Genomic DNA, 26,201 nt, shown 5'->3' with positions numbered 1-26,201 from the left:
CAGCGAAAACGGGTTTGGGGGGGTTCCACCAAACCATCGAAACCCCAACAAAAAGGCAGAGCACTGCGGTGCTGACAGTCGAACTCGGTCAAAACTGTGGGAGCGGGCTTGCTCGCGAAGGCGGTGGGTCAGTCAGCTCATGTGTAACTGACCCACCGCCTTCGCGAGCAAGCCCGCTCCCACATTGGGATCTCATTACATCAGCTAGATAGGGTGGTGCTCTGCTTCTGCCCTGCTTTTGCTTCAACTACTCAGGTCGGCTACTAGGCCGCCGTGCTCTTGCTCTTGCTTTTGATCTTGATCTTGATCTTGATCTTGATCTGAGGCGCCCCGTTAACCACGATGGCCGAACGCAGGCTTGAATCCGTGGTGGCCCACGGATTCAAGCCTGCGTTCTGGCATGCCGAGCCTAAGCGAGGCACAGAGTGGTGGGGCAAAGAACTTTTGGTTACTTTTGGGGCGTTTGCCAAAAGTGACCCGCTGTAAGAGCGGAACCCTAAGCAGCCGTTACCGCAGCAACGGATATGTACTCACATCTACCTAAAAAACCCGTCAAAAGCTTAAAGTTGCGTAGATACCTATGCTGCGATAGCGGTGTAACTGCCACTGCAATGTGGCTAACCCACCGCCATCGCAGGCAAGCCAGTTCCCACATTATTTTTACCGCGTTGTTACAGGGCGAACTGCGCGAAGCTCACGCCAGCACCTGCCGGGCGCACATCTTTCAAGAACGAATCTTTGTCCGCACTCAACTCCAGGGTGATCTCCGGCTTACGCTTGCTTGCATTGCGCACCACCAGCCCTTCGAGCTTTTCACGCAGGAACGCCGTCGGCACCTTCAGGTGCAACAACTGGTCGGACTCGGCGTTGTGCATCAACAGGTGAATCCACTCGAACTGGCCCACGGCAATACGGCCCACCGGCAGGTCGAACCACCAGATGTTGCGTTTTGGGTCCAGGTCGGTGAAGTGGCAGTTGTTGACGCCGAGTACGGCACCGCCCAGTTCCTGGTTTCTGCGGGCGATGGCCTGTGCTTTATTGAGTTTCATAACCTTCCTACGGGATCTGTTATTCAGCGTTATAGCCTGAATGTGCCGGGCATTCTCGTGGGTTGGCCGCAAAACATAAAGCCAAACCTGCAGGCGGCGATGAAATGCGCGCTGAAAAATAATTGAAACTCTGTCGAACGGCCTCGGGTCAATCTCTACGTAATGACCAAAATCCTTGATTGTTCTTTCGGAGAAATACCATGAGCAGCACATCGGATAAGGCAAAAGGGTTGAAAGATGAACTCGTCGGCAACATCAAACAAGGCGTCGGCAAGGTCACCGGCAACGACAAACTGCGCGCTGAAGGTGTCGTGCAGGAGAAGAAAGGTCAGGTCGAAAAAGCCGTCGGTGATACCAAAGATGCGGTAAAAAAAGCCGTCAAGTAACCCTGAATCGCTGGCTGTGTTCGTGCAGCCCGACGGCCATCCACGGATGGCCGTTTTTATGTCGTACGTTGCAACTAAAATCTGGTAATTGTTTCAAAGTCGCCAAGTAGGCTACTTTTGATGTAGAAAACGGCCCCTGAGTCGCCCACGACCTCACCCTTTTTGCGGCGAAAGGAGACGCTATGATTTTTCCGGTACTAGACGGCCTCAAGCTCCACAAAGTGCTGGTGCGCACCGTCAAGGAATTCGTCGATGACGAAATGCCCACCTATGCCTCGGCACTGGCCTACCAGATGCTGTTCTCGTTGTTTCCCTTCCTGCTATTTCTTATCGCCCTGATCGGTTTCCTGCACCTGCCGGACTTCTTCACCTGGCTGCGCATGCAGTCGGAACTGGTGTTGCCGCCCCAGGCCCTGGAACAGGTCAACCCGGTGATCGACCAGTTGCAGCAATCCAAGGGTGGCTTGCTGTCCGTCGGTATCGTGATCGCCCTGTGGACCGCGTCCGCCGGTGTAAGGCTGATGATGAGCGCGATGAACGCTGCCTACGACGTGGTCGAAGGTCGGCCGATCTGGAAGCGTTTTCCGCTCTCGGTGTTCTACACCGTCGGCATCGCCGGCATGCTGCTGGCCGCCGCCGCGTTGATGGTGCTGGGCCCGCAGGTGATGGAGTGGCTCGCCGGGCAGATCGGCATGCAGGAATTCGTGGTCACCTTATGGACTATCCTGCGCTGGCCGTTAATCGTTATTCTGCTGATGTTTGCCGTGGCCCTCATGTACTACGTGATGCCCGATGTTGAGCAGAAATTTCGCTTCATCACTCCAGGCTCGGTGCTCGCCGTGGTGGTGTGGATCGTTGCTTCCCTGGGCTTTGGCTACTACGTCAAAACCTTCGCCGACTACAACGCCATGTATGGCAGTATCGGTGCGATCATCGTCCTGCTCCTGTACTTCTATATTTCCGCCGCCGTGCTGTTGCTGGGCGCGGAGATGAATGCCGTGATCGAACACATGTCGGCCGAAGGCAAGGAACCGGGGGAAAAGGAGTTTGAAGAAGACGCCCACACGGATGAAAAACAGCACGTCTCAGGCCTAGGCCGGGACCACTCCAAGCCCACACCCATTGAGCCTGATCGATGATCCATGAAATCCTGAAAATGGGCGACGAGCGCCTGCTGCGTATTGCTTCACCGGTTCCGCCGGAGATGTTCGACAGCCCTGAGCTGTGGCAGTTGATTGATGACATGTTCCAGACCATGGAACACGTCGGCGGCGTCGGCCTTGCCGCCCCGCAGATTGGTGTCGACCTGCAACTGGTGATCTTTGGTTTTGAGGCCAGTGAACGCTACCCGGACGCACCGCCAGTGACGCAGACCATCCTGATCAACCCATTGATCACGCCGCTCAGCCCAGTGCTGGAAGAGGGCTACGAAGGCTGCCTGTCCGTGCCCGGGCTGCGTGGCGCCGTGGACCGTTATCAGCAGATTCGCTACGAGGGTTTCGACCCTAAAGGCGAGCCGATTGTGCGTATTGCCGAGGGCTTCCACGCGCGGGTGGTGCAGCATGAATGCGATCACCTGATCGGCCGGTTGTACCCGTCGCGGATTACCGACTTCAGCAAGTTCGGGTTTATCGAAGTGATGTTTCCAGACATGGATCCGACAGCGGACGAATAGCTTCCAGGCCCAGTGAGGTCCAACGGTGGGAGCAGGTTTGCTCCCACCGTTGGGTTGCATTTCACATGGGGTTATTTAGCCGGCTTCACAAACCGCAACGTCATCCGATCCGATTCCCCAATCGCCACATACTTGGCCTTGTCCTGCTCCCCCAGCTTCAACGTCGGCGGCAACGTCCACACGCCACCCGGATAGTCCTTGGTGTCTTTGGGGTTGGCATTCACCTCGCTTTGCCCCGCCAGCTCAAACCCGGCATCGGTGGCTAGCTTCACCACCTGCGCGGTGGTCACGTAACCACTGTCCTTGATCGCTCCCAGATCCGCCCCGTTCTTGGCGCGGTGATCTTCTACACCCAGCACGCCACCCGGTTTGAGCACGGCGTAAAACGCACTGAACGTAGCGTTTGCAGTGTCGGCCGCTACCCAGTTATGCACATTGCGAAAGGTCAGCACGGCATCGGCCGAGGCAGGCTTGCCGAATACCGGCGCCTTAGGGTCGAACGCCACCACCTGGGCCTTGGCATAACGCGCCGGGTCGGCGGCGAATTTATTTTTCAGGTTCTCTTCGGCGGTGCGTGCGTAGGCGCTGCTGCTCGCGGCCTGTACGGCGGCGATGTAATGCCCGTGGTCCTTGAGCAATGGCGCCAGTATTTCGCTGTACCAGCCACCGCCTGGGGTCATTTCGATCACGGTCTGCTTGGCGCCCAAACCGAAAAACGCCAGTGTCTGCTGCGGATGGCGATAGCCGTCGCGCGCGCTGTTGGCCGGGTCGCGCCAACTGCCGGCGAGCACGCTGGCGTATTGCTTGGCGGTTATCGGTGCCTCGGCTGCCTGGCTGACAGTTGGGGCGAGAAGGGCGGTGAGGGACAGAGCTGCAAGCGTCGTTTTCATGATCATCCTGTATGGGGCCACTGTGCCGTCGAGGCTAGCACGGGCCGTATACGCGTCGATCACACATTATCCGAGGTCGACCTTTGCGTGAGTTATAAGCCCCATCGCGATCATTGGCTTGTTACGTTTGTAGCGCACCAACCGCTCGCTGAGGGACTGCGGCAGCACGGTGTCCTGAGTAAACCCCATACGCTGATACACACTTTCCAAATCAGGATGGCACAGTAGCCATACGCTCCCTTCCACATCGGCCACGGCCTGCAAAATCAAGCGAGCCGCCAACCCTTGGCCGCGATACGCCGGGTCGACAAACACCCCGGTCAGCCATTGCCCCCCGACCACAGGCGTGAGGCACAACCCGGCCACAATTTCGCCGTCGCGCGCCACCCATAAACGCCCGCCCTTAAGCGCCTTCATCGGCGAATTATGGCGGCGGTAAAACTTGTTCAGCAGCGGCCACAGCGGCTCTGCCAGCGGTTCGAGGTGCAGTTCGGGCATGGTCTTTAAGCCAGCGTTTTCAAGGGCCGGGGATTATAAGCGCGTTCCGCCGGGCAATAGGTGGTATACCCAGTCTTACATCCCCTTTTAGTGGAGCATGCATCATGGCCAAAGGTATGGATTCAAAGAAAGCCGCGAAGAAGAAACCGGCAAAAACCGCCGATGAAAAACGCGCCGACAAGAAAGCCAAGAAAACCGAGACAGGCCTGTTCGGTCACTGAGTTACACGCTTGGAACCCAACGATCTGCAAGATTTTTAGGTCTCGCTGCACAGAGCAGGAAACACCTGCTCTGAGCCGCCACGGCCTCAAGGCCATTGACAGCGTCACCTACGACGACTTCGCCCGTTTTGCCCCGCAGGAAGTGGCGGGGCTGCGCATCGTCACCCACAGCGCGCCGAGCCCGACCTTGGCCTACATCGGGTCGCTGCAGTTGAGCGATGAACAGGTGGCGCAGATCCGTCAGGCGATGAACCTGGCGTTGCAGGACTTGCCGCAGGTCGTCGAAACGCTGGGTATTCAGACGGTTTACCCGCCAGCGAAGACGACTACCAGGTGTTGTTGGACTACCAGCAAAAAGCCGCCAACGCCGGCTACCCGAACCTGCACTGAGCGTACCCATGCGGAACGTTGGAGCGATCAGTTATATAAAAATACCTTTTAAATATTATTAATGAATAAGCAGCCTTGCTAGGATCGCTCCACCGGAACACCGGACATACCGCGCAACCTACTCAGATGGAGCCACTATGTCCGGCGCCGACACTTCTCACAGCGATTACGTGGGCGGACTGTTTCGCAGTCATTACGACGGGCTGTGCAGCCGTTTGCAGCGCCACCTCGATTCGCGTGCCCACGCCGAAGCCATCGCCGCCGACGCCTTCGTCCAACTCCTGAGTTCGCCGGGTGTGGTGCCTGTTCGCCAACCCCGCGCCGTGCTGACCACCATCGACCAGTCGCTCGACGGCTTGCCGGCTAAGGTCAAGGCGACCTTCCTGCTGTCGCAACTCAATGGCCTCACTTACCCCCAGATCGCCGCCGAACTGGGGATTTCCCGTCGTTCGGTCAGTGACTACAGGGCTCACGCCTTGAACCTAACCCGACGCCTTCAGCCGCCGCTGACGGCAGACGCCAGGCCTGCCATACAGCGACCTGTCGCCGATCGCGCCGAAAGCGGCGCTCTGCTGCACGCGGCTCAGTTTTGAGGTTTCACCGATCTTGAATGCTGCAGAGATCAAAGGTGGGAGGGGCTTGCTCCTCCCACCTTTGAACGTGTTGTGAACCGACTCTTCAAGAGGCTACTGATGAGAAAACTAAAAAACCTGCTCGGTGGCTCGCTATTGGCACTGACCGTTCTGGCGCAGTCAGCACCCGCCGCCGAACCTTCCACCTTGCGCATCGGCTACCAGAAAAGCTCAGTGAGCATGGTGTTGGCCCGTGAGCATAAGCTTTTCGAAGCAGCGCTGCCCGGCACCCAAGTGCAATGGATCGAGTTCCTCGGCGGCCCGGCGCTGATCGAAGCGCTGAACGGCGGCAGCCTGGACATCGGTAATATCGGCGACATTCCGCCGATCTTCGCCCAGGCCGCCGGCATTGATTTGCAGTACTTCGCCGTCGAGCCCAACGAGGGCAAAACCGAAGCCGTGCTGGTGCCCAAGGCCAGCACTGTTCAGCGCGTGGCCGAACTTAAGGGCAAGCGCGTGGCGCTGCTCAAGGGCTCCAGTGCGCACAACCTATTCCTCAAAAGCCTGCTGCGCGCCGGTTTGCAATACAAGGATGTGAACGTGGTGTACCTGTCGCCGTCCGACGGTCGCGCCGCGTTCGAACAAGGCAAGGTCGACGCCTGGGTGGTGTGGGACCCGTATTACTCGGCGGCCGTGGTCGACGGTTCCGCCCGCGTGCTAGGTGACGGCCAAGGCCTCAACCCGGCCGGCAGTTTCTTTGTGGTCAGCAGCCCGTATGCCAAACAACACCCGCAGGCCGTCGGCACGATTATCAAGGCCCTCGCCAAAGCGCAGCGCCTGTCCTTGGACCAACCCGAGGAAAGCATCGCACTGATGGCCAGCACTTTGGGCCTGCCACCGGCCGTGGTCAAAAGCTATTTCGAGCACCGCTCAACCGCGCCGATTCGCCCACTGCAAACCGTGGACATCGCCAACCAGCAACGCACCGCCGACCTGTTCTTCGCCAACGGCCTGATCCCGAAAAAAGTCGATGTGCAACAGATCGTGTTCAAAGCCCCGTAACTGAGCATTGCACAACGCCGCTGTGGCGAGCGGGCTGCGCAGCAGCCCCAAAACCCTCCGCCGCGGTGTGTCAGGGGGCTCGGTGGTCTGGAATGGGGCCGTTTCGCAGCCCAACGCGGGGCAAGCCACACATTGGAGTGCATTCCAAGTCAGGGGTTTTCGCTCGCCAAGGCAGCGATCACGCTCTGCCGCTTGCCAATCCGCTGCTGAAACGCGGCCAGCGCCGGCCACTGTTGCAGGTCAATATCGTGAAAATCGGCCCAGCGCAGCACCACAAACAGATACGTATCCGCCACCGAATACTGCTCGCCCAGCAGATAGTCCTGGCTCTCCAACGTCTGCACCAGAATCGCAAACCGTTTGTACAACGTGGCCAGGAACATCGCCCGCACGTCGCCCTGAATCGCAGCATTAAAGAAAATCGCCAGCCCGCCATGAATCTCGCTGGCGATAAAGTTCAGCCACTCCTGCAAGCGCACGCGCTCCCAACTACCATTGGCCGGGGCCAACTCGGCGGCGGGTTTCAGGTCGGCCAGGTATTGCAGGATCGCACTGGCTTCGGTCAGCACTTCGTCGTTGTCCAGTTGCAGCGCGGCCACGTAGCCCTTTGGGTTGATCTGCAGAAAGTCTTCGCCGTTGGCGGTGGTTTTGGCTGTGTTGTCGACCAGCACCAAGTCGAATGGCAACGCCAATTCGTGCAGCACGATATGTGGGGCGAGGGAGCAGGCATTCGGGGAAAAATACAGTTTCATGTTGGGCCACTCTGTTGGGTTTGCGCCAGTCTCACCGGCATGGCACCTTGCGTAAAATTAAACCTTCAGACCCTATCCATAAGGACAGCTACTGCCATGATGAACCTGATGCATTGGCGTTTGCTGGTGGCGGTGGCCGACCACGGCAGCATCACGGCGGCCGCCGAGCAGGTGGGCATGACTCAATCTGCCGCCAGCCAGGCCATGGCGTCCATGGAGGCGACGCTGGGGGCGCAATTGTTTACGCGTGAGCCGCGCAAGACCTTGCCCACGGCGCTCGGGTTGAGTGTGATCGAGCAGGCGCGGGTGATGATGGGCGCGTTGCAGGCCATTCGCACAACGGTCGATGAAGCAAGGCCATTGCTGCGTGGGAGCATTCGCATCGCCAGTTTCCCGATGGTGATGGCGACCTTTCTGACGCCGTTGTTGCAGCGTTTCCGTCAGTTGAATCCGGGTATTGAGGTCACCACCTTGGATGTCACCGACAGCGAAGTGCACACCTTGCTCGACGCGGGCCTCATCGACCTGGGCGTGGTGCTCAATCCCAAACCTGAACGCCACGCCACGGTATTGGGCCGAGACCAGTGGATGGCCGTACTGGCGACGAACCACCCGCTGGCCCAACGCGCCGCCGATGCCAGCGTGTCACTCGAAGAATTACTCGAACAACCTTTCGTGCTGGCTACCGGTGGTTGCACCGCGAATGCCCGTAGCCTGGCCACCGCCGCAGGGTTGAGCCTGCGCGATATCCGCGTGCAAGTGCGCGAATGGAACAGCGCCTACAGCCTCGTGCGCGAGGGTGTCGGCGTCACATTGGTGCCTGAAATGGCCTTGCCGACCCAGCGCAATGGCCTGCGCGTGATGCCGCTGACCGTGGCGCTGCACCGCGAATTTGCCTTGGTCGGTTCACACACCCAGCCACCCTCGGCGGCGGTCAGCGCGTTGTTAAAAATGCTGGCTGACTAGTGGCCTTGCATAGCGCCAAGCCCTGTCTATGCTCACCCAGAACCGTTGATGACGCTTGGCATATAAAGCGATTCGGATGGTTTTTTCCCCAGAAGGCGTGCCAGCAATAGCCAACAGAAGAATGGAATGCGCCTTTTCAGGCGCCGGGAATCTAGGGTGATCTGACCATGTTCAACCGAAATCACAAATCCGACCAGCAAGCAATCGAACGTTTTTCCTGTGCCCTCACCGAAGCCAACGCCAAACTCGCCGCTATCAGCCGTTCCATGGCGATGATCGAGTTCGACCGCCATGGCGTGATCCTCGACGCCAACCCCAACTTCTGCAAAACCATGGGTTACAGCGTTGAGGAGATTCGCGGCAAACATCACCGGGTCTTTTGCGAAGAGGCCTATACCCACACCGAGGCCTACACCACGCTATGGCGTGACCTGGCAAGCGGCGAAGCCATCAGCGGCACTTTTATGCGCCTGAACAAGCGCGGCGAAGAGGTTTGGCTCGAAGCCAGTTACATGCCGGTGCTGGACAGCAGCAACCAGGTGCAGAGCGTGATCAAAGTGGCGTCGGATATCTCCGCACGGGTCCACCATGAACACGAGAACCAGAGCCTGATCGACGCCATCAGCCGCTCTATGGCGGTGATCGAGTTCACCCCGCAGGGCCAGATCATCAACGCCAACGACAACTTCCTGCGCACCGTGCAGTATTCGCGCGAAGAAATCATCGGCCAGCACCACAGCATGTTCTGCCATCGCGCCGAGGTTGAGTCACCGGCGTATAAGGCATTTTGGGCGTTGCTCAACCGTGGCGAATATCACTCTCATCGCTTTGAGCGTAAGAACAAATACGGCAAAACCCTGTTTCTGGAGGCGTCTTACAACCCGATTTTCGATACCAACGGGCGCCTGTACAAAGTGGTGAAGTTCGCCAGCGACATCACCGATCAGGTCACCACGCTGCGTACTGCCGCCGATTCGGCCCACGCCACCTCGGTACAAAACGACGCCTGTGCGCGCAAAGGTTCGGAGGTGGTGCAGCAGACCGTGCAGATCATTGAGGACATTTCCAACGACCTGAACCAGGCCGCCCAGAGCATTGATGCGGTGAACAAGCAGTCGGACATTATCGGCACCATTGTGCAGACCATCCGCAGCATCGCCGAGCAGACCAATATGCTCGCGCTCAATGCGGCCATCGAGGCTGCGCGGGCGGGCGAGCATGGGCGCGGGTTTGCGGTGGTAGCCGATGAAGTGCGCAGCCTCGCGGCACGCACCAGTCAGGCGACGGTGGAAATTGTGGATGTAGTGCGCAAGAACCACGACCTGTCGTTGAGCGCGGTGTCGAGCATGCAGTCGAGCCTGAGTCGCACAGGGCTGGGCGTCGAACTGGCGAATGAAGCGGGGCAGGTGATCCTGGAAATTCAGGAAGGCTCACGGCATGTGGTGGACGCCATCAGTCAGTTCAATTCGACGTTGCAGCTGCAGTAGACGGCTTGTCGTTCGCTGTCGGCGCAGGGGCGGCAGCGAGCTTTGCGATTAAGCCTACAGAGCGGTTCCACAGGGGGACGTATAAGACTCGGGTTTATTCATTGAGTAGGACGAACTATGAAGTTGCAAGGTGCCTTATTCCTGTCGCTGTGCATGTTGTCAGCTGGTGCGGTCGCGAACGATGCCGTTCTGGAAAAAATCCGCGAAAACAAACGAATGGTGATTGGTTATCCGGCTGAGGCCTTGCCGTTCTCCTATCAACTCGGCGCCGGTGAGCCGGTGGGTTACTCCATCGACCTTTGCCGGCGTATCGCCAGTGAGGTGAAGAAAAACCTCAAGCTCGACGAACTGGCCTTGAGCTTCAAACCCTTGAGTTTCAAAGACCGTATCCGTGCCGTCAGCAGCGGCGCGGTGGATCTGGAGTGTGGTTCCACCACCAATACGCTGGAGCGTCAGAAGCAGGTTGATTTCAGTGTTTCAACCTTTGCAGCCTCGATCAAGGTGGTTTCCAGGGTTGGCGAGAAGTTGGACACCTTGAAGCAGCTCAATGGTCGTTCCGTGGTGATCGTCGACGGCACCACGGTGGGCGAGGTGGTTAAGCAGCTCGAACAGCGCGAAGGCTGGAGCCTTAAAAAGGTCCATGCCAAGAACTTGACCGAGGGCTTCAAGCTGTTGGTCGAGAACAAAGCCGACAGCCTGGTGTTTGATGAAGTGGTGGTGGCCCCGTTAATGGCGAGCGCCGCCGAGCCAGCGCGTTATCAGTTTTTGCAGGATGTACTGGTGGTGGAACACCTGGCGTTGATCATGCCGAAACATAACCCCGCGTTGAAACGGACTGTGGACACGACCCTGACTGGCTTGATGGCATCGGGAGAAGCCAAAACACTCTATGCGAAATGGTTTGATGCGCCGATTGTGACCAAGACGCTTAATTTGAACGTGCCGTTTTCGGCACAGATGGAGCAGATGTTCAGCACCCCGACAGATCAGCCGGGTAACGCGTTGTAAGGGGTATTCAGGCAAGGCGGGGAGCAGCGCTGCTCCTCGCCTCACTGGCCGCGTTTTCAGATCGCAGCCAAGGTCTCTTTCACGGTCTGCGCCTGTGGGTCAGTGGTCTTCGCCGCGACTTGCTGCTCTTGCTGCTGCTTCACGCGATCGGCCACTTGCTTGGAAATGGCGTCCTGCTTTTCCTGCGGCATCGCCTGCACTTTTGCCTCGGTCAAACCCTGCTCCTTGAGCAGTTGTTCGCGAATGCGTTCGGCCGGGGATTTGCTCATGTAGTCGGTGAAGTCTGCGCGTGCGCTGCTGCTGGTCGAGCCGGACGCAGGCACATCAGTGGTGGCGGTGGTTGCCGCTGTGGTGGCTTGCAATTGCACGCGCGTCTTGGCGAAGGCTTCGTCGATCCGGTTGTTGGCCTTGTCCAGGTCCTTCTGCGCAGTTGGCATCGTGACGCTTTGCTGCGCCGTTTGTACGGCGCCGCTGTAGAGCGCGCTGGCGGCGGCGTTGGCAGGGTCCATGTCAGGTCGCTTGAGCTGTTGGACGGTCGACACAGCTTGGGTATTGTTGTTAACCAGCATGATCGGTCACCTGTGGGTATGTTCGGTGCCACAGGTGGAGCAAATAGCATGCCGGGTGTGAAGCACCCGGTTTTATTGGGGATGGCACGGCCATTGCGGCAATAATTGTCCCACTGGTGGCCAAGCGTTGCCGTCAGTGCGCAATATTCTCCAGTGCCAGGTTACGCGTACGCGGCCCGAACCAACTGATGGTGATCATCACGATCAACATGCTGCTGGCAATAAACGCCAGAACCCCAGGCGTGCCCAGGTGTTCGAGGATAAAGCCGATCAACAAACTGCTGAACACCGTGGACAAGCGGCTGAACGAATAGCAGAACCCTACCGCGCGCGCGCGGATGTTGGTCGGGAACAGTTCGCTTTGGTACGCGTGATAACTGAAGCTCAGCCAGGCGTTGCAGAAGGTGATCATCACCCCGCAAATCACCAGCCCCACCGCCGTGGTCTGCAGGGCAAACAGGCTGCCGAAGATCATCGCGCCCAGGGCCGAGCCGACGATCTGCCATTTGTTTTCAAAGCGGTTGGCCACCTTCACAAACAGCAACGGCCCCAGCGGGTAGGCGAGGGTGATGATAAAGGCGTACAGCAAACTGTGAGTCACGCTGACGCCCTGACCGGAGAGCAGCGCCGGCAACCAATTGCCGAAACCGAAAAAGCCGATGGCCTGGAACACATGGAACACAATCAACATCAAGGCGCGGCGGCGATACGGCGGTTGCCAGATATCGGCAAAACGCCCGTTACCTTGCACGCTGACCGCTTCGGGTTCGGGTTCATCCAGCGGTTTGCCGTAATCTTTCTGGCAGCGTGCTTCCAGGCTGTCCATGATCTGCCCGGCTTCGTCAAAGCGGCCTTTCTGTGCCAGCCAGCGCGGTGATTCCGGCAGGCGTTTGCGCAGTTGCCAGATAAACAGCGCAAATACCGCACTGCTCAGCACCACCCAGCGCCAGCCGGAGACGCCGAACGGCGACTGTGGCACCAGCCACCACGACATCAACGCCACCGCTGGCACGGACAAAAACTGGATGAAAAACGCAAAGGCGAACGCCGAGCTGCGCATGCGTTTGGGCACCAGTTCCGAGAGGTAGGCGTCGATGGTCACCAGCTCAATCCCTAAGCCGATGCCCACCAGAAAGCGCATGCCGATGATGCCCAGGGCGGACGTCTGAATGCCCATCAACACCGTGGCGACGGTGTACCAGATCAACGCAAAGGTGAAGATCGCGCGGCGCCCGAAACGGTCGGCGATGGGGCTGAGCAGGCTGGCGCCGAGGAACAGGCCCAGAAAGGTCGCCGAGGCAAACGCCGCTTGGTCGGAGAAGCCGAATACGCCTTCGCTGCCGGTGTGGAAAATCCCGTTGCTGATCAGGCCGGGGCTGATGTAGGCGGTCTGGAACAGGTCATACAGCTCGAAAAAACCGCCGATCGACAGCAACGCCACTAGGCGCCAGAGCGTGGCGACCGCGGGCAGGCGGTCAATGCGTGCGCTGATATGGGCGGCGCGGAGCGGGTCGATGCCGTCCGTGGCTGAGGCGGTGAGTGTCGACATGGGGCGGATTCCAGGGGCAGTGACCTGGAATCTTAGCGGGCTAACGGAAACCGTTGTGTGTGAAGTTGCGTGCGGCAGGCCACACATTCGCCGATTTATTGCGCCAGGGTGTCAGGTTTCAAGGTTTTATGGCGCGGGGCTCAGTAAGTGATGGGGATCTCGAAGGTCTGGAACGCGTCATCCACCGGCTGATAGCCCAGTATCCGCGTGGTCTCGCTCAAGTCCAGGCGCTTGAAGCGGTTATTGGAAATGCCATGGGCGATCAGGTGCTTCACGCCCTCGGCCTCCACCGAACGTTGCAGCAGTTGCACGGCGTCACGCGGGCTGAGCCACGCGCTGAGGTCGCGGGCGTTGTTCAGGTCGTGAGTTTCGGGGAATTCGAAGGCGCCGATGCGCAGGGCAATGGTCGACAGGGGCGTCTTGGCTGCGTAATAGCCGCACAGCGCTTCGCCGTAGCATTTGCTCACGCCATACAGGTTGGCGGGCAATACTGGCATGCCGGGGGTGATCTGCCGGTCCACCGGATAGCCTTCGATGGTTTGCGCACTGCTGGCGAATACCAGGCGTTTAACCCCGGCGGCCACGGCGGCTTCGAACAAGTAGGTGGTGGCGAGGATGTTGTTCGGCAGTAACTCATCGAATGAAGCGCTGGCGTGGGGGATGCCCGACAGGTGCACGATCACATCGATGCCGTCGAGCAGGGCGGCCAAGCTGGACTTGTCGCTGAGGTCGGCGTGCACAAAACGGTGCTCGCCCAGGTCGAAATCCGGCGCGATGCGGTCAGTGAGGGTGAAGCGGTAGCGGTTTTTCGAGGCTTCGAAAAACGTCTTGCCGATTCTGCCGCAGGCGCCGGTGAGCAGTACGTTGAGTCCTTTCACGGAGTGTCCTTGTGTTAGTTATGGCCGTCGAGGGCAAAGGTCTTGAAGCCTGGACGCTGGCTGAGGCGTTGGTAGTACGCCGCAATGGCGGGGTAGGGCGGGCGCGCCATGGGCGTGTTCTGCCAGCGGTGCACCGAGAGGCCGATGAGTATATCGGCGAGGGTGAATTCATCGCCGGCCACATAGGCGCAGGTTTTCGCCAGCTGTTGCTCCAGCAGGCCCATCTTGTCATTCCACCGGTGTACCGCGGCGGCAATCTGCGCGGCGTCCAGGCCGTCCGGGTTGTTGCGCACCAGCGCGGTAAAGGCATCGCCCCAGGCGCGGTTGAGTTCCACGGCTTGCCAGTCCACCCATTGCTCGATGCGCGCACGGGGCGCGGGTTCGACGGGTAGCAGGTCCGTGCGTTGGTAAAGGCCGATCAGGTAGCGACAGATGGTGTTGGATTCCCACAGCACACCATGGTCGTCGATCAGCACCGGCACTTGGGCGTTGGGGTTCAGGGCGAGGAATTCAGGCGACTGGGTGGGCTTGAAGCCGATGCCCCAGTCTTCGCGCACGTAGTCGATGCCCAGTTCCTGGCAGGTCCAGAGCACTTTGCGCACGTTGATGGAGGAGGTGCGGCCTAAGATTTTCAGTGAGTGTCCCATGGTGCTTCCCTGACGATGGAGATGACCAATCTAGCAGGGGGCGGGAACGACAGCGAGGGCGATAAGTGCACAGGGGCCAAATGTGGGAGCGGGCTTGCTCGCGAATGCGCTGGGTCAGTTAGCCCATCTGTAGCTGACCCGCCGCCATCGCAGGCCAGCCAACTCCCACATTTTTGACCGAATAGGGCTTTAGGTTCGCGGTGTTTGCTGGTCCATGGCCTTGCCTACCATCAAGACTGATAGCTCGCTCAGTTGATGAATGGCGAGGGCCACGTCGCGCTCTTTGCCGGTTAGGTCATCGGACAGGTCGAGCAACAAGGCGCTGACGGAACACACGGTTTCGTAGCTGTTGGCAATCAGGCTTTCAGGACTGGCGTCGGGGCTGACGGTGAACAGTGCAGAGGGTTCGGGTGCGGGATCGGTTGTGGGGTTGAGGTAATGATCAATCGCACGGTGGGCGGCTTTGTTGAGTTTTGTATCGTTAAGCGGAGGATTCGGCGTTATTTTGAACATAAGTACGGACTCTTGCTGGGCCGTCACCTGATCGCTACTAAACGAGAGGGTGGCAGCTGTACGCAGGTTAGTAGACCGGTTAGCCCGTACAAAGCCCGGCGCGCCACAAGGGCGCCCTACGTACAGCCACCATCAAGCACGGACAGTTAAGTCCGATAGATGAAGCTCACGCACTTTATACGGGACAGTCCGGGCTACTAAACCCGATCACCGAGAAATTCAGTGACCGGCAAACCTTAGAACTCCATACCCAAGCGCACAAGCCGGCGGATTCTGACGTAAGCGTAGGCAACCGGGCAAGGCGCTTACCGCAATGTCAGTCGCGTCCTACAGGCGTCCTACACCACTCTGATCGTTCCCACGCTCCCGCGTGGGAATGCAGCCCTGGACGCTCTGCGTCCAAAGCATGACGCAGGGCGTCACAAGAGGCATTGCCACGCAGAGCGTGGGAGCGATCAGGCCGCGCTCAGGTGCTTTCGCGCACCTGCAACTCAAACCCCATATCCACCACCGGCTTGGCAATCTTGTTGCCCGCCATGATGGTCAGCAAATGCTCCGCCGACCGCCGCCCAATCGCTTCACGCGGTGTGCTGATGCTGCTCAAGCGCGGCACCATGAACGACGATGCCGGCAAGTCGTTAAAGCCCAGCACCGCCACGCGCTCCGGCACGTTGATACCGTGGCGCATGGCTTCGAGCAGCGCACCTTGGGCCAAGTCGTCGTTGCCAAAGAAGATCGCATCCACATCCGGATGGCTGGCCAGCAACTGCAAAAACAACTCGCCACCCAGGCCCACGGAGGAGGGGCGCGGCGTCAGCAATTCCAGCGCCGGGTCATACAAGCCCGCCTGTTGCAACGCGCGGCGAAAACCTTCACCGCGCAGCAACGTGCGTTGGTCCAACTGCGCGCCGATATACGCCAGGCGCTTGCGCCCACGGGAGATCAAATGCGCCGCCGCGGTTTCACCCGCACTCAACTGCGAGAACCCTACGCAGTTCACGCCGGCATTCGGGTCCAGGTCCATCATGTACACACACGGCACATTGCTGGCCTCGACCATCCGTCGCGCGCTTTCAGTGCGGTCAAACCCGGTCAGCAGCAAACCGCGTGGCTGGTAGGCCATGTAGTTACGCAGCAGGTTTTCTTCTTCATCACGCGAATAGTGAGAGTTGCCGATCAGCACTTCAAAGCCCTTGGGCCGCAGCACCTGGTGGATGGCTTCGAGGGTTTCGATAAACAGCAGGTTGGACAGCGACGGCACGATGACCACCACCGAATGGCTTTGCGCCGAGGCCAAGGCGCGGGCGGCGGGGTTGACCACGTAGTTGAGTTCGGCGGCGGCCAGTTGCACTTTTTCCACCAGTTCGGTGGCGACGGTGCTGACGCCACGCAAGGCGCGGGACGCGGTAATCGGGCTGACGCCGGCCAGGCGGGCGACTTCATTCAAGGTCGGACGACCGGTAGTGCGGGTGTTTTTATCGTTCTTGGAGGTCATCAGGCAGTTGCCAAACAAAAATCGAGGCACTAAGGTAGCGCTGTCTCCAAAAGGCTGCAAATGCTTGAACACAGGGTTGCCTGATCCGGTTCAACGGTTTTGGAGAGGATGCACGCGTCACTCCATAAAAATGACAAGTCGGCGCGGGAAAAGCCTGTTTTTGCACTAGCCTTACAGCGTGCAAAGGTAGCGCTATCTGCGTCCTGAGGTGTTTCATGAGTCAACCTGTTACCGCCCTGGTCATCATGGGTGTTTCCGGCTGTGGCAAGTCCAGCGTCAGCGAAGCCCTGTGTCGCCTGAACGGCGCCACCGCCATTGAAGGCGACAGCTTTCACCCCGCCGCGAACATCGAGAAGATGAGCGCCGGCCACCCCCTCAACGACGACGACCGCGCCGGCTGGCTCGACATCCTGTGCGATGAACTGCGCCGCTCGCTCAAGGCCGGTGAACACCCAGTGCTCACCTGTTCAGCGCTGAAGAAAAAATACCGTGACCACCTGCGCGAAGCCGCGCCGGGCCTGGGCTTTGTGTTCCTGGAGCTGACCCGCGCCGTGGCCGCTGACCGTGTGTCTCATCGTCCTGGCCATTTCATGCCTGCCAGCCTGATCGACAGCCAGTTCGCCACCCTTGAATCGCCCGTGGGCGAACCGCTGACCCTGGCGCTCAACGCCAGTGAAGTCAGCGTCAAGGACCTGGCCGAGCAAACCAACGCCTGGTGGCTGCAACACGGCTTTGAACCAACCCATTAACTTTTTGCCGGAAAGATAGCGCTATCCCCGGCAGGAAGTTCAACACCCGCTTTAATAACAACAACAAACAGGAGAGACCCCCCATGTTTGGCATGTCCCACGAGTCCTACCTGCTGCTAGATGCAGTGGTCACTATCATCGGGTTGATCGTTCTGATCACCCAGTTCAAGGTGCACCCGTTCATTGCACTGATCATCGCGGCCGGCTTCCTTGGCCTGACCTCGGGCATGCCCGTGGACAAGATCATCAAGGCGTTCCAAGACGGCTTCGGCGGGGTGCTCGGCTTTGTCGGCATCATCCTCGCGCTGGGCACGATGCTCGGCAAGATGATGGCCGAGTCCGGCGGTGCCGATCAGATTGCGCAGACGCTGATCCGCGCCTTCGGCAAAGACAAAGTCCAGTGGGCCATGATGTTCGCCGCGTTCCTGGTGGGCATCCCGCTGTTCTTCGAGATCGGCTTTGTGCTGCTGATCCCGCTGGTATTTATCGTTGCGCGCCGCACCGGCGTGTCGCTGATCAAGATCGGCATCCCGCTGCTCGCCGGCCTGTCGGCAGTACACGGCCTGGTGCCACCGCACCCGGGCCCGCTGCTGGCCATCGGCGTGTTTGGCGCGGACATCGGCAAGACCATCCTGTACGGCCTGATCGTCGCACTGCCGACTGCCATCATTGCTGGCCCGATTTTCGGTACGTTTATCGCCAAGTACATCCCGGGCAACCCGTCTCAGGAACTGGTCGACCAACTGGCCCGCGAGCCGGAGTCCAAAGACCTGCCGAGCTTCAGCATTACCCTGATCACCGTGCTGCTGCCGGTGTTCCTGATGCTGCTCAAAACCTTTGCTGACGTCGCGCTACCGGACGGCCACGCCATCCGTAACTGGATGGACATGATCGGCCACCCGATCACCGCGTTGCTGCTGGCGTTGCTGCTGTCGCTGTATACCTTTGGCCATCGCCAGGGCATTCACTCCAAGCAAATCCTCAAGCTGCTCGATGCCAGCCTGGCGCCGACCGCGGCGATCATCCTGATCATCGGCGCCGGTGGCGGTTTCAAGCAGATGCTGGTGACCAGCGGCGTGGGTGATGTGATCGGCCACATGGCTGTGAATGCGCAGATCAACCCGATTCTGCTGGCGTGGCTGGTGGCGGCGGTGATTCGTGTGGCCACCGGTTCGGCGACTGTGGCGACCATTACCGGCGCCGGCATTGTGGTGCCGGTGGTGGGCATGATCCCGGGCGTGAACCGTGAGCTGTTGGTGTTGGCGACGGGGGCGGGCTCGCTGGTGTTGTCTCACGTCAACGATGCAGGGTTCTGGCTGGTGAAGCAGTACTTCAACATGACCGTGCTCGAGACGTTCAAGACTTGGACGGCGATGGAGACGATTCTGTCGGTGGTGGCGTTGATCTTTATCATGCTGCTGTCGTTGGTGGTGTAACCCACACCCCACAGAACCTACTGTGGAAATGGGGTAAATGTGGGAGCTGGCTTGCCTGCGATGGCGATGGTGAATCCACCACCGCCATCGCAGGCAAGCCAGCTCCCGCACTCGTTCGGTTTCTTCAGGTAGTTAAGCGTCAGGCTTTGGGGATCAACCCATCTGCCCGGAACATCCCGCGAATCCCACGCACCGCCTGGCGAATCCGGTCCTGGTTCTCGATCAGCGCAAAGCGCACATGATCGTCCCCATACTCACCAAACCCGATCCCCGGCGACACGCACACCTTCGCCTCCAGCAGCAGTTTCTTGGCAAACTCCAGCGAGCCCATGGCGGCATATGCCTCGGGAATTTTCGCCCAGACGTACATCGACGCTTTTGGGTTCTCGACCATCCAGCCCAACTCATGCAGGCCTTTGACCAGCACGTTACGGCGCTGACGGTACTGCTCGGCGATGTCCTTCACGCACTGCTGATCGCCTTCCAACGCGGCAATCGCCGCCACCTGCAGCGGGGTGAAGGTGCCGTAGTCGTGGTAACTCTTGATGCGCGCCAGGGCGTTGACCAGTTCCGGGTTGCCGACCATAAAACCAATGCGCCAGCCGGCCATGTTGTAGCTCTTGGACAGGGTGAAAAACTCCACCGCAATGTCCTTGGCGCCGGGCACTTGCATGATCGATGGCGCTTTCCAGCCATCGTAGACGATGTCGGCGTAGGCCAAATCGTGCACCACCAGGACGTCGTACTGTTTGGCCAGGGCGATCACCCGTTCGAAGAAGTCCAGCTCCACGCACTGCGCGGTCGGGTTGGACGGGAAGCCCAGGATCATCATCTTCGGCTTGGGGATCGAGCCGCGAATCGCCCGTTCCAGCTCGGCGAAAAAGTCCACACCCGGCACCAGCGGCACCGACCGCACCTGGGCGCCGGCAATCACGGCGCCGTAGATGTGAATCGGGTAGCTCGGGTTGGGCACCAGCACGGTGTCGCCCTGGTCCAGGGTGGCCAGCATCAAGTGCGCCAGGCCTTCCTTGGAACCGATGCTGACGATGGCCTCGGTTTCCGGGTCGATGTCCACTGCATAGCGGTCTTTGTACCAGCGCGAAATGGCCCGGCGCAGACGCGGAATGCCTTTGGAGGTGGAGTAGCCGTGGGTGTCTTCACGCCTGGCGACGGTGACCATTTTTTCCACAATGTGTGGAGGCGTGGCACCGTCAGGGTTACCCATGCTCAAGTCGATGATGTCTTCGCCGCGCCGACGCGCAGCCATCTTCAGCTCAGCAGTGATATTAAACACGTAAGGGGGGAGTCGATCTATGCGCGCAAAGCGGCGCGGCGAACCTTGGTCTGCCATTGTTGCCTCGAGGTACGTAAGCGCCCGGAACCGTCCGAGCGACGTCGGCCACTGCGGTGGCCTGCGGGGCAGACAATACGGTCGATAGTGGCCAGTTGTCCAGAGGGGCAGGAAAAATTTCTGCGTGGAGTGAGGCGTGGATATGCCCCTATACTCGATGCGGGTTTGTTCCCTCATAAGAAGGAGACTGTTCAGATGGATCAGCAGACAAAACAACCGTTAGAGCCACGCATGGAAGCCGGTAAAACCCTGGTGATCGCAGGCGTCCAAGGGCGTTATTCGAAGGCCACCGTGGGTGATATTCCACAACTGTGGGAGGTGTTCGATAGCAGTGTCAAAGACATCAAAAAGCGTGTCGGCGGCGTGACCTATGGGGTTTGCCATAACCCCAGTCACGGTGAATTCGATTACATGGCCGGGGTTGAAGTCCCCACCCGGGGCGATGTGCCGAGCAACTTCGAGTGCATCGAAATCCCGCCACTCAACTACGCCGTGTTCCCGCATTACGGGCCAGTGCAGGCACTTGAGCAAACGTACGAGCGCATCATGTTCGAATGGCTGCCGCACTCGGGCTACAAGGTGATGGGGGCGGATTTCGAGCGCTATAGCGCCGATTTTGATGGGCACAAGGGTATCGGGACGGTGGAAATCTGGTTGCCGATTGGGGAAAGAGGCTGACTGCCGCCTTGCAAGAGCCGGCCAGCCGGCTCTTGCAATGGGGTCAGTACAACGTGCTTCTGACCCGCTCCGGCATCTCGCGGTCATACGCTTCGGCGTCAAATTGCCCATCATTGAGCCGCTTATGAAACGCCCCGGCCGATGGCAGCGCCGAGCGGTCCAGATGCTTCTCGGGGTTCCAGCAGTCCGAGCGCACAAAGGCTTTGGAACAATGGAAATACGCGGCTTGCACCTGCACCAGAATCACCGAGCGCGGCGGTTTGCCATTGACCGCAAAACTGTCCAGAAAGTCGGGCTCGATGGAAATCTGCGCCCGGCCACTCACGCGCAACGTCTCGCCGATGCCGGGGATGACGAACAGCAATGCAATCCGTGGATCCTGCACCAGATTGCGCAGAGTATCGAGGCGGTTGTTTCCCGGCCGATCCGGAATCGCCAAGGTGCGCTCATCGATAATCCGTACAAACCCTGGCACATCGCCGCGCGGCGAGCCATCAATGCCGTCCGGCCCGGATGAACTCACCACCACCAACGGCGACGCCCGCACCATGGCCTGGTAATCCTCATTGAGAAACGCGATTTCCTTTCGCACCGCCCGCTCGTGGGGGAGGCCGTAGAGCGTTTCGAGTTGTTCTAGGGTTGTCAGCATATTCACCGCCTCCTTATCGTTCAAAACACCAACGCCAGCCGGCGCTCATACCCAACCCGCCCCTTATACGCCTCCCCGCTGTCCACCCATCCGGCGCCCAGATACAAGCCCATCGCCGCCACATTGTCGGTGTCCACCGACAACTCCAACCCTTTGATCTGCGGCCAGGCCTGCAGCGCCACTGTCGGCAGCGCCTGCAAACACGCCCTGCCAAAGCCACGCCCCTGCTGATGCCGGTCCACCTGCAAGGCATGCAGCGTGGCGCTGTGTTCATCCGCCCAATGGGGCAGGCAAGGCGGGCGCTTGAGCAGCAGAAAGGCCACGGGTAAATCGTCGGCGAGCAGGGCAAAGCCTTTGATAGCGCCGGGGTTGGGATTGACCAGCAGGCTGTTCAGCGCGCAGTAGATGTCGCCGGAATACGCCAGTTGCTCGGGGTGCACTTGCAGGGTGTCGAGCTGCTGTTTTTGCACAAGGCTCAGCGTCTCATAGGGGACGAGGCGGGTTTCCATCGGGGACGCATCCGAAATCCTACAAAGAGGCGTGGATTCTAGCGGGTTTGCAGGTGGCGAAATTATTTTTCAACGCGTGTCGATTTCCCTGGAAGCCATTCGACTAAGGGTGTCCTTCGTGATTTCCACCCCCCAGGAGTGTCGCCATGAGTACTGCAATCAACCACCTGATCGAGCAATGGAAGCACGCCGTGCTTGACCGGGATATCGACAAAATTGTCAGCTTTTACGCCGACGATATCGTCTCGTTCGATGCCGTCACCGCGCTGCAGTTTAAAGGCAAGGCCGCCTACCGTGCGCACTGGGACGCGTGCATGAAGCATTGCCCCGGCCCCGGCATTTTTGAGTTTCATGAGGTGCACATTGTGGAGGCGTCAGACAGTGCGTTTGCGCATTGGCTGGCCCATTGCGGCGGGGCCGGGCCGGACGGCGTAGTGAAGGCTTGCTGGATGCGGGTGACCGCCGGTTACCAGCGGATCAACGGCCACTGGCGCGTGGTGCATGAGCACTGGTCGGCGCCTTTCGATATGGAAAGCGGCACGGCGCTGTTCGACCTGAAACCCTGACCGCCACGAACTATAGTCAGTAGTCCGAAAACGGAGACGCACATGAAATACCTCTGCCTGATCTACAGCAACGAACAGGTGCTGCACACCTCGCCGGACAGCCCGGCGGACCCTGAGTGTTTCGCCTATGCCGAGGCGATCCAGGCCAGCGGGCGCCTGCTTGCCGCCGAGCCACTGGAGTCGGTGAGCAGCGCCACCACCGTACGCATGCGCAATGGCAAGCTGTCGATCACCGACGGGCCGTTTGCCGAAACCAAGGAGCAGCTCGCCGGGTTTTACCTGATCGAGGCCAAGGACTTGAACGAAGCGATCCAAGTGGCCGGTGGCATTCCGGCCGCCAGGGTCGGCAGTGTGGAAGTACGCCCCGTGCGTACATTGAATCTCTGAACACAACAACCAAAAGACTTCAGGAGGTTTACCCCATGACAACGCAACCTGCCGAATTTGAACTGTGCATCAGCCGCTTGATCGACGCCCCACGCAACCGTGTGTTTCGCGCCTGGACCGAGCCTGCCTTGTTGCAACAATGGTGGGGCCCACACGGCATGACCACGCCCGAGTGCGAAATGAACCTGTGGGTCGGTGGCCTGTTTCGCACCCTGATGCGTGCGCCGGATGGCGCCGAGTACCCGACCCAAGGCGTGTTCCTGGAGATCCAGGCGCCGAGCCGGCTGGTATTCACCGATGCGTATTCGCCTGGCTGGATTCCATCGGGCAAGGCATTCATGACCGCCGAAGTCACTTTCGAAGAAGTCGACGGCAAAACCCTCTACACCGCCCGCGCCATGCACTGGAGCGAAGCCGACAAGCACGCCCACGAAGCCATGGGTTTTCATGACGGCTGGGGCCAGAGCCTCGACCGCCTGGTGACGCTGGTGACCCAAGGCATGCCCGATTGACGCCTCAAATCGAGGCGATTTACCGCCGCGAATCACGCCGCGTCCTCGCCACGCTGATCCGCCTGCTCGGTGATTTCGACCTCGCCGAAGACGCCTTGCACGAGGCGTTCTTCGTCGCGGTCGAGCGCTGGCAGCAAGACGGCGTGCCGAGCAATCCACGCGCCTGGCTGGTCTCGACCGGCCGTTTCAAAGCCATCGACCGCCTGCGCCGCCAAGCGCGCTTCACGCCGTTATTGCAGGCGCAAGCCGACGCGCTGCAAGCGGCGCAGTGGAGTGAGCAAGACCTGGAAGACGACCGCCTGCGCCTGATCTTCACCTGCTGCCACCCGGCGCTGGCGCCCGATGCCCAAGCGGCGTTGACCTTGCGTGAGATCTGCGACCTCACCACCGAGGAAATCGCCCGCGCCTTTTTGGCCACGCCCACCACCATCGCCCAGCGCATCGTGCGGGCCAAAGGCAAGATCCGCGAAGCCAAGATTCCCTATCAGGTGCCGTCCCGCGACGAATTGCCCGAGCGCCTGGACAGCGTGTTGCGCGTGGTCTACCTGGTGTTCAACGAGGGCTATTCGGCGTCTATGGGCGCGGACCTCACCCGGGAGGATTTAACTCGCGAAGCGATTCGGCTAGGGCGCCTGCTGATGGAATTGCTGCCGGAACCGGAAGTCATGGGCTTGCTGGCGCTGATGCTGCTCCACGAGTCGCGCCGAGTGGCACGCACCTCGGCCGGCGGTGGGTTGGTGTTGTTGGATGAACAGGACCGTGGGTTGTGGGACGCGTCCCTGATTGCTGAAGGCTGCGCGCTGGTGGAGCACGCACTGAGCACACGGCGCTTTGGCCCGTATTGCCTGCAAGCCGCGATTGCGGCGGTGCACGCCGAAGCGCCGAGCGCCGGGGAAACGGACTGGCTGCAGATTGTCGGGCTCTATGACGTGTTGCTCAGGGCCGTGCCGTCGCCGGTGATCGAGTTGAACCGCGCGGTGGCGGTGGCCATGCGTGATGGGCCGTTGGCAGGCTTGCAGGGGGTGGACGGGATTTTGGCGCGGGGCGAGTTGCTGGATTACCACTTGGCGTATTCGGCGCGTGGTGAGTTTTGTCGGCAGTTGGGGCGTACCGAAGAGGCCAGGGCGGCGTACGAAAAAGCGCTGTTACTGACCCAGCAAGCCCCAGAAAAACACTTCCTCGAACGGCGCCTGACCGAACTCAACCAACCCAGATAATCACTCCAACATCTTTGCGAGCAACCAACTCCCCGCTGGCCCCGGCGGGTGGTGCCTTGACCACAGCGCATCCACCGCCACCGAGCGTGGCCAACTGCGCGCCTTGAGCTCGACCAAATGGTCGCCGCCAAACCGCTCCACCAACCAACGTGGAATCGGTGCCCAGCCGAACCCCAGCTGCGCCATTTCCATCAGCATCAAGTAACTGGGCGCCGACCACACACGCCCGGTGGCGCGGGTTTCATTCGGGTTGATGATGCTCGCCAGGCGCAGTTCGCGGTGGTGCTGCAAGGTCTGTGAGCAAATGTTTTTAAGGTGGGCCAATGGGTGTGTGGGCGCAACGAACAGGGCAATTTCGGTGCGTTCTTCCACCGGTGCACCCGTCAGGTCGGGCGGGTAGGTGTCCTGCTTTTCAATAAACGCAATCTGCGCTCGTCCGCTCTGGACCAAGGCAATCAGGTCTTCGCATTCGGCAATCAAGCACTCCAGCTCAAGGTCTGGATAGCGTTGTTCAAACGCTTTGAGGGCGATTTCAAAACGGTCGGATTGGTAAGTGTCCGACATGGCAATCGTCAACTTCGGCTCCAAGCCTTGTGACAGCTGACTCGCGGCCAACGCCAGGCGACTGCTGGCCTCCAGCACCTGCTCCGCGCGTTGCAACAACACATGGCCGGCCGGTGTGAGCGCAGGCTTGCGGCTGCTGCGATCAAATAACACCACATCCAGATCAATTTCCAAACTCGCCACCGCCGCGCTGACGGTGGACTGACTTTTGCCCAACTTGCGCGCCGCCGCAGAAAACGAACCCTGCGTAGCCGCCTGCACAAACGCCTGCAGCACTTCATTGGAGGCCATGACTATCGCCTTGATCGATGGTTATTGGTTATGAAGTATCGAGTCAAAGGGTAATCATGGCAACCCTCTTCACTCACGGAGCCGGGTCATGAACCCTACCAAGTCGATTACTGAACGTGTTTGCCAGGCCATTGGTTTTGAGGTGCTGGCGTTGTTGATCTGCACCCCGTTGCTGGCGTGGATCATGGATAAGCCCGCTCTGGAAATGGGCATGGTCACCCTGGCGATCAGCCTGATGGCGTTGACCTGGAACGTGATCTTCAACGGCTTGTTCGACCGCCTGAAGGCGCGCTGGAAACTGGCCAACAATGGTTGGACCCGAGTGCTGCACGCGCTGATGTTCGAGGGCGGCCTGATTCTGGTGTGCGTACCGTTGATCGCGGCGTGGCTGAATATCAGCCTGATGCAGGCGTTCATCCTCGACATCGGCGTGCTGCTGTTCTTCCTGCCGTACACCTATGTGTATCACTGGGGCTACGACGTGCTGCGGGAAAAGTTCGTACAGCGGCGCCTGGTTAGTCAAGCTTGAGGGCCGCGACAAAATCCAGAAACGCCCGCACCTTGGCGGCGGGCAAAACTGCCGCTGTCGACCACGGCGGCGAACACCCCCATGCCGCCGGCCACACCGGGATCAAAACTCATCGGTGATTGCCTGTCAGCGATCTGTAGGCATTGATGCCAGCGC

At 59.7% G+C, this 26,201-nt stretch carries 32 protein-coding genes and 2 pseudogenes; 18 read left to right on the top strand and 16 right to left on the bottom strand.

Features of this window, described 5'->3' with window-relative positions:
• Nucleotides 1-263 precede the first annotated feature (263 nt).
• Both E0F99_RS30865 and E0F99_RS14020 read right to left on the bottom strand, forming a co-directional pair.
• Complete coding sequence (locus E0F99_RS30865) at nt 264-386, bottom strand: hypothetical protein (RefSeq protein ID WP_269457880.1); 123 nt, start codon at nt 384-386, stop codon at nt 264-266.
• A 285-nt stretch (nt 387-671) separates the two neighbouring features.
• Nucleotides 672-1,049, bottom strand: a complete 378-nt coding sequence (locus E0F99_RS14020) for a hypothetical protein (protein ID WP_083357079.1) — start codon at nt 1,047-1,049, stop codon at nt 672-674.
• A gap of 200 nt (nt 1,050-1,249) precedes the next feature.
• Between E0F99_RS14020 and E0F99_RS14015 the strand changes: the two genes are divergently transcribed.
• The 3 genes from E0F99_RS14015 (at nt 1,250) to def (ending at nt 3,110) form a co-directional block, all read left to right on the top strand.
• Nucleotides 1,250-1,435, top strand: a complete 186-nt coding sequence (locus E0F99_RS14015) for a CsbD family protein (protein ID WP_053257687.1) — start codon at nt 1,250-1,252, stop codon at nt 1,433-1,435.
• Nucleotides 1,436-1,617: 182 nt separating this feature from the next.
• Entirely contained in the window at nt 1,618-2,574 is a 957-nt protein-coding gene (locus E0F99_RS14010) for a YihY/virulence factor BrkB family protein (RefSeq protein ID WP_083357080.1), read from the top strand.
• A complete protein-coding gene (gene def / locus E0F99_RS14005; protein WP_083357081.1) occupies nt 2,571-3,110 on the top strand; it encodes a peptide deformylase in 540 nt (179 codons plus the stop codon). Before E0F99_RS14010 ends, def begins: the two co-directional genes overlap by 4 nt.
• A 71-nt stretch (nt 3,111-3,181) precedes the next feature.
• On the opposite strand, the gene E0F99_RS14000 is transcribed toward def, so the two are convergent.
• On the bottom strand, nt 3,182-4,000 hold the full coding sequence (locus E0F99_RS14000) for a class I SAM-dependent methyltransferase (protein WP_083357082.1): 819 nt from the start codon (nt 3,998-4,000) through the stop codon (nt 3,182-3,184).
• A gap of 66 nt (nt 4,001-4,066) precedes the next feature.
• Nucleotides 4,067-4,498 carry a GNAT family N-acetyltransferase gene (locus E0F99_RS13995; RefSeq protein ID WP_083357083.1) on the bottom strand — a complete coding sequence of 144 codons (432 nt, stop codon included), beginning with the start codon at nt 4,496-4,498 and terminating at the stop codon, nt 4,067-4,069.
• 297 nt (nt 4,499-4,795) lie between these two features.
• Between E0F99_RS13995 and E0F99_RS13990 the strand changes: the two are divergent.
• The 3 genes and pseudogenes from E0F99_RS13990 to E0F99_RS13980 all read left to right on the top strand — a co-directional run.
• A pseudogene (locus E0F99_RS13990) lies at nt 4,796-5,109 on the top strand (substrate-binding domain-containing protein); the annotation flags it as partial.
• A 137-nt stretch (nt 5,110-5,246) separates the two neighbouring features.
• Nucleotides 5,247-5,702 (top strand): sigma factor-like helix-turn-helix DNA-binding protein, encoded by a 456-nt coding sequence (locus E0F99_RS13985; RefSeq protein WP_083357084.1) that lies wholly within the window; start codon nt 5,247-5,249, stop codon nt 5,700-5,702.
• Between the two features lie 99 nt (nt 5,703-5,801).
• Entirely contained in the window at nt 5,802-6,743 is a 942-nt protein-coding gene (locus E0F99_RS13980) for an aliphatic sulfonate ABC transporter substrate-binding protein (protein WP_083357085.1), read from the top strand.
• A gap of 149 nt (nt 6,744-6,892) precedes the next feature.
• Here E0F99_RS13980 and gstA read toward each other — a convergent pair whose 3' ends face one another.
• Nucleotides 6,893-7,495: a glutathione transferase GstA gene (gene gstA, locus E0F99_RS13975; RefSeq protein ID WP_083357086.1), complete on the bottom strand. Its 603-nt coding sequence runs from the start codon at nt 7,493-7,495 to the stop codon at nt 6,893-6,895.
• 96 nt (nt 7,496-7,591) lie between these two features.
• Here gstA and E0F99_RS13970 point away from each other — a divergent pair, with 96 nt between their 5' ends.
• From E0F99_RS13970 to E0F99_RS13960, 4 genes and pseudogenes are all read left to right on the top strand, one after another.
• On the top strand, nt 7,592-8,461 hold the full coding sequence (locus E0F99_RS13970; RefSeq protein ID WP_083357087.1) for a LysR family transcriptional regulator: 870 nt from the start codon (nt 7,592-7,594) through the stop codon (nt 8,459-8,461).
• A gap of 167 nt (nt 8,462-8,628) precedes the next feature.
• Nucleotides 8,629-9,357, top strand: a pseudogene (locus E0F99_RS31145) (PAS domain-containing protein); the annotation flags it as partial.
• 18 nt (nt 9,358-9,375) lie between these two features.
• Nucleotides 9,376-9,948 (top strand): methyl-accepting chemotaxis protein, encoded by a 573-nt coding sequence (locus tag E0F99_RS31140; protein WP_423213178.1) that lies wholly within the window; start codon nt 9,376-9,378, stop codon nt 9,946-9,948.
• A 117-nt stretch (nt 9,949-10,065) separates the two neighbouring features.
• Nucleotides 10,066-10,956 (top strand): amino acid ABC transporter substrate-binding protein, encoded by an 891-nt coding sequence (locus E0F99_RS13960; protein WP_083357089.1) that lies wholly within the window; start codon nt 10,066-10,068, stop codon nt 10,954-10,956.
• A 56-nt stretch (nt 10,957-11,012) separates the two neighbouring features.
• Here E0F99_RS13960 and E0F99_RS13955 read toward each other — a convergent pair whose 3' ends face one another.
• From E0F99_RS13955 to gntR, 6 genes are all read right to left on the bottom strand, one after another.
• Nucleotides 11,013-11,525: a hypothetical protein gene (locus E0F99_RS13955; protein WP_130908796.1), complete on the bottom strand. Its 513-nt coding sequence runs from the start codon at nt 11,523-11,525 to the stop codon at nt 11,013-11,015.
• Between the two features lie 133 nt (nt 11,526-11,658).
• On the bottom strand, nt 11,659-13,074 hold the full coding sequence (locus E0F99_RS13950) for an MFS transporter (protein WP_083357091.1): 1,416 nt from the start codon (nt 13,072-13,074) through the stop codon (nt 11,659-11,661).
• Nucleotides 13,075-13,214: 140 nt separating this feature from the next.
• On the bottom strand, nt 13,215-13,952 hold the full coding sequence (locus tag E0F99_RS13945) for an NAD-dependent epimerase/dehydratase family protein (protein ID WP_083357092.1): 738 nt from the start codon (nt 13,950-13,952) through the stop codon (nt 13,215-13,217).
• Between the two features lie 14 nt (nt 13,953-13,966).
• Complete coding sequence (locus E0F99_RS13940; protein WP_083357093.1) at nt 13,967-14,599, bottom strand: glutathione S-transferase family protein; 633 nt, start codon at nt 14,597-14,599, stop codon at nt 13,967-13,969.
• Nucleotides 14,600-14,788: 189 nt separating this feature from the next.
• On the bottom strand, nt 14,789-15,112 hold the full coding sequence (locus tag E0F99_RS13935; protein ID WP_083357094.1) for a DUF6124 family protein: 324 nt from the start codon (nt 15,110-15,112) through the stop codon (nt 14,789-14,791).
• A gap of 466 nt (nt 15,113-15,578) precedes the next feature.
• Nucleotides 15,579-16,610 carry an HTH-type transcriptional regulator GntR gene (gene gntR, locus E0F99_RS13930; protein ID WP_162276204.1) on the bottom strand — a complete coding sequence of 344 codons (1,032 nt, stop codon included), beginning with the start codon at nt 16,608-16,610 and terminating at the stop codon, nt 15,579-15,581.
• A gap of 212 nt (nt 16,611-16,822) precedes the next feature.
• On the opposite strand from gntR, the gene E0F99_RS13925 reads away from it, so the two are divergent.
• Nucleotides 16,823-17,356, top strand: a complete 534-nt coding sequence (locus E0F99_RS13925; protein WP_083357095.1) for a gluconokinase — start codon at nt 16,823-16,825, stop codon at nt 17,354-17,356.
• Between the two features lie 83 nt (nt 17,357-17,439).
• The gene (locus E0F99_RS13920; protein ID WP_083357096.1) at nt 17,440-18,792 is read left to right on the top strand and encodes a GntP family permease; all 1,353 of its coding nucleotides are present in this window, start codon (nt 17,440-17,442) and stop codon (nt 18,790-18,792) included.
• A gap of 139 nt (nt 18,793-18,931) precedes the next feature.
• Here E0F99_RS13920 and alaC read toward each other — a convergent pair whose 3' ends face one another.
• Nucleotides 18,932-20,143: an alanine transaminase gene (gene alaC / locus E0F99_RS13915; RefSeq protein WP_083357097.1), complete on the bottom strand. Its 1,212-nt coding sequence runs from the start codon at nt 20,141-20,143 to the stop codon at nt 18,932-18,934.
• A 195-nt stretch (nt 20,144-20,338) separates the two neighbouring features.
• Between alaC and E0F99_RS13910 the strand changes: the two genes are divergently transcribed.
• Complete coding sequence (locus E0F99_RS13910) at nt 20,339-20,821, top strand: GyrI-like domain-containing protein (protein WP_083357098.1); 483 nt, start codon at nt 20,339-20,341, stop codon at nt 20,819-20,821.
• Nucleotides 20,822-20,864: 43 nt separating this feature from the next.
• Here the strand turns inward: E0F99_RS13910 and E0F99_RS13905 are convergent, their stop codons facing one another.
• Together E0F99_RS13905 and E0F99_RS13900 are read right to left on the bottom strand one after the other, a co-directional pair.
• Nucleotides 20,865-21,470, bottom strand: a complete 606-nt coding sequence (locus E0F99_RS13905; protein WP_083357099.1) for a pyridoxamine 5'-phosphate oxidase family protein — start codon at nt 21,468-21,470, stop codon at nt 20,865-20,867.
• Between the two features lie 20 nt (nt 21,471-21,490).
• Nucleotides 21,491-21,979 carry a GNAT family N-acetyltransferase gene (locus E0F99_RS13900; protein ID WP_083357100.1) on the bottom strand — a complete coding sequence of 163 codons (489 nt, stop codon included), beginning with the start codon at nt 21,977-21,979 and terminating at the stop codon, nt 21,491-21,493.
• A gap of 146 nt (nt 21,980-22,125) precedes the next feature.
• On the opposite strand from E0F99_RS13900, the gene E0F99_RS13895 reads away from it, so the two are divergent.
• From E0F99_RS13895 to E0F99_RS13880, 4 genes are read left to right on the top strand one after another with little or no spacing between them, the layout of a single operon-like run.
• Nucleotides 22,126-22,545, top strand: a complete 420-nt coding sequence (locus E0F99_RS13895; protein WP_083357101.1) for a YybH family protein — start codon at nt 22,126-22,128, stop codon at nt 22,543-22,545.
• 42 nt (nt 22,546-22,587) lie between these two features.
• Nucleotides 22,588-22,932: a YciI family protein gene (locus E0F99_RS13890; RefSeq protein ID WP_083357102.1), complete on the top strand. Its 345-nt coding sequence runs from the start codon at nt 22,588-22,590 to the stop codon at nt 22,930-22,932.
• Nucleotides 22,933-22,967: 35 nt separating this feature from the next.
• On the top strand, nt 22,968-23,444 hold the full coding sequence (locus tag E0F99_RS13885; protein WP_083357103.1) for an SRPBCC family protein: 477 nt from the start codon (nt 22,968-22,970) through the stop codon (nt 23,442-23,444).
• Nucleotides 23,441-24,661: an RNA polymerase sigma factor gene (locus E0F99_RS13880; protein ID WP_083357104.1), complete on the top strand. Its 1,221-nt coding sequence runs from the start codon at nt 23,441-23,443 to the stop codon at nt 24,659-24,661. The genes E0F99_RS13885 and E0F99_RS13880 overlap by 4 nt, the downstream gene beginning before the upstream one ends.
• On the opposite strand, the gene E0F99_RS13875 is transcribed toward E0F99_RS13880, so the two are convergent.
• Complete coding sequence (locus tag E0F99_RS13875) at nt 24,662-25,516, bottom strand: LysR family transcriptional regulator (RefSeq protein ID WP_083357105.1); 855 nt, start codon at nt 25,514-25,516, stop codon at nt 24,662-24,664. It abuts the gene before it with no gap.
• Between the two features lie 88 nt (nt 25,517-25,604).
• On the opposite strand from E0F99_RS13875, the gene E0F99_RS13870 reads away from it, so the two are divergent.
• A complete protein-coding gene (locus E0F99_RS13870; RefSeq protein ID WP_083357106.1) occupies nt 25,605-26,045 on the top strand; it encodes a multidrug/biocide efflux PACE transporter in 441 nt (146 codons plus the stop codon).
• On the opposite strand, the gene E0F99_RS30860 is transcribed toward E0F99_RS13870, so the two are convergent.
• Nucleotides 26,036-26,158: a hypothetical protein gene (locus E0F99_RS30860; RefSeq protein ID WP_269457881.1), complete on the bottom strand. Its 123-nt coding sequence runs from the start codon at nt 26,156-26,158 to the stop codon at nt 26,036-26,038. The two genes, E0F99_RS13870 and E0F99_RS30860, sit on opposite strands and share 10 nt — an antisense overlap.
• Nucleotides 26,159-26,201 lie beyond the last annotated feature (43 nt).

It is taken from the genome of Pseudomonas antarctica, from assembly GCF_900624995.1.
Lineage (GTDB): Bacteria > Pseudomonadota > Gammaproteobacteria > Pseudomonadales > Pseudomonadaceae > Aquipseudomonas > Aquipseudomonas antarctica.
The sequence above is the reverse complement of the archived record's forward strand: the minus strand, read 5'-3'. Positions and strand labels throughout refer to the sequence as shown.